The sequence below is a fragment of the candidate division KSB1 bacterium genome, from assembly GCA_022562085.1.
In the GTDB taxonomy this organism is placed as follows: Bacteria; Zhuqueibacterota; Zhuqueibacteria; order Oceanimicrobiales; family Oceanimicrobiaceae; genus Oceanimicrobium.
Map to the genome: position 1 here is coordinate 1 of JADFPY010000480.1, position 2,299 is coordinate 2,299.

The window sequence follows — 2,299 nt, forward strand, 5'->3', positions numbered from 1 at the left end:
CATGTTATCTTCTAAACTCGTTCGAATTTGAATATCTCCCACACCTTTTTCATTGATGCTGTCAAGGCCGTTTTCAATTAAATTTATAATCACCCGCCGCATTTTTTCGTGATCGAAATGCAGTTCAGGTAAAGTCCGCTCCAATTCCAAACTTATATTGTTATTTGGGTAGAGCTTTCTGACTTCTTCCACCAGCTCATTTAAATCTCCATGGGAAAGGCTGAGTTTGGGCATGCGGGCAAACTCGGAAAATTCACGAACAAGAGTTCGCAAACTTTCAATCTCGTCGGTTACGATTTCCGAGCATTCTTCCAGCAACTTGCCGTATTCAGGATCGTCGCCCTCATATTTATCCTTCATTTGCTGCACGGTTAGTTGAATGGGGGTGAGAGGATTTTTAATCTCATGGGCTAAAATGCGGGCGATTTCGCGCCAGGCGGCCATTTTCTCAAGGGAGACAACCTGATCCTGCTTTTCTTTCAAAGCGGTGATCATGGTGTTAAATGCATGGACCAGGTCACCAACCTCATCTTTTGAATCCGCCTTCACCCGGTAATCCCAATCGCCTCCGGCAATTTTCTGGGTACCTTTTACCAGACTTAGAAGCGGCGAAGTAATTTTCCGTGAAAAATAAATACCAAGGCCTATAGAAAGCCCAGCCACCGGAATATAAACCACAAAAAAGAAAAGCAGAAAGCCAGAGGTCAATTCTCCTTCAAAAAAGTCCAGAGTTTTAAACATCTGGTTCACTCTCACAATTTGTTTAGAACCGATTGTAAATTCCTCGTCGACAATTTTAGTAACAACTAAAAATCCTTTTTGTTTGCTGTTTGATTTGATCGGTGCGAAAGCAAGAATATGGGCCGGGTCGTTAACAATATCGAGAATTTCAGGGGTTTGTTTTTTCGTTAATTGAACAACGGTATTCTGGTAAATCATCGGATACGCATGTTCCTGGGCGCTGCTTCCGGTGAGCAGCAAATTTCCTTTCAGATCAAATATGTCGATTTTGCCTCCTATCGATTTCGATTCTTCTTCAATCTCAGATGCTCTGCCGTTTCTCTGCTCAAACAATTTTCTTACCCATTCGGAAGATGATAACTCCATTGCTTGTGACAAAGTTTGATCTTTATAAACCGAATAAAGCTCCCGGGAAATTGCAGCCGCCTGGTCCAGGGCCATTTCGACATTTTCATTATACCCGACTTCAATGCTTTGCTGCAAAAGATTTTTGACCTGGTAATAAACCGGATAAATCGGAAGCAACGTGCTAACCAAAAGTGACAGGACGAGTTTTGTACGAATTCGCTTCATTGTTTTAATTCAGCTAATCTAAACGGCCGGGACGAAAACCACTTCGAGCTGAACTGCGAGCCTTTTTTTTTGTTCACAAAAAAGGAGACGAGTTTGTTTATATTTAATGAAAATCCGCTGGAACGATTGTCAGAGGCGATCGCTTCTTCAGACTGATTTGGGTTTTCCAGCCAGTATGAAACTTTGTTTGCCTGATGCGCCGAAATCGGCACAATTCCAACCCGGATCTGAATTGTATAATTTTGGTTCGCGGTCAATAAACCTTTTGAAATTAAGACCACATTCAGCAAACGGTTGGCCGCTTGCTTGACTTGTTCAAACTCAAAATAAACCTCCGTGGTATCCGGGCTCCGGACGACATAGCGCTCTTCCCAGACATCGAACTCAATGCTTCGTGAAATCGGTTTGCGAACAATTTGTTTGGTTCCTTCGAGAAGCTTAATTTGTATTTCAACAATTGAAGGCAAGCCGCTTTGAATGGTTCCGACGATTTTTCTTGAAAATAAATTCTTAAAATCGGCGGAAACCAAAAGGGAATCACCGCTCAATTTTGGCGTAATCCGTTCTACCCGGATCTCACCGCCCGCCTGAGCAAAAGCAAGCGAAGGAAAGGTGACGGATATTAGAATAAATATGAAAGACTCTGTAACAAACTTTCTCAAAAAGTGTGCCCTAAAGAAATATGTGCCTTAAAGTCGTTTTCATCAAATTTATTTAAAGGGAAACTAAAATCGAACCGGGTGACGCCAATCACCGGCAGCCTGACCCGAACCCCCACCCCAAATGAAGCAAAGAAATCTTCCAACCTGGGGTCTTCACCTGGCATCCAAATGCCGCCGGCATCGAAGAAAACAACGCCAGAAGATTTATGATACGGAAAATTTTCCGTTGTGAGCGGAAAACGAAATTCGGTGTTGGTTAAGATCAGCTTGGTGCCGCCGCCCAGAGGTGTTAAACGGCTGAACGGGTAACCACGAATGGAGTT

At 43.1% G+C, this 2,299-nt stretch carries 3 protein-coding genes; all 3 read right to left on the reverse strand.

Features of this window, described 5'->3' with window-relative positions:
• On the reverse strand, positions 1–1,314 hold a 1,314-nt coding region (locus IH879_22495; protein ID MCH7677698.1), incomplete at its 3' end, for a HAMP domain-containing protein.
• Positions 1,311–1,976, reverse strand: a complete 666-nt coding sequence (locus IH879_22500) for a DUF4390 domain-containing protein (protein MCH7677699.1) — start codon at positions 1,974–1,976, stop codon at positions 1,311–1,313. The genes IH879_22495 and IH879_22500, both read right to left, overlap by 4 nt.
• Positions 1,973–2,299, reverse strand: a 327-nt coding sequence (locus IH879_22505; protein ID MCH7677700.1) for a BamA/TamA family outer membrane protein, incomplete at its 5' end; no start/stop codon positions are given. The genes IH879_22505 and IH879_22500, both read right to left, overlap by 4 nt.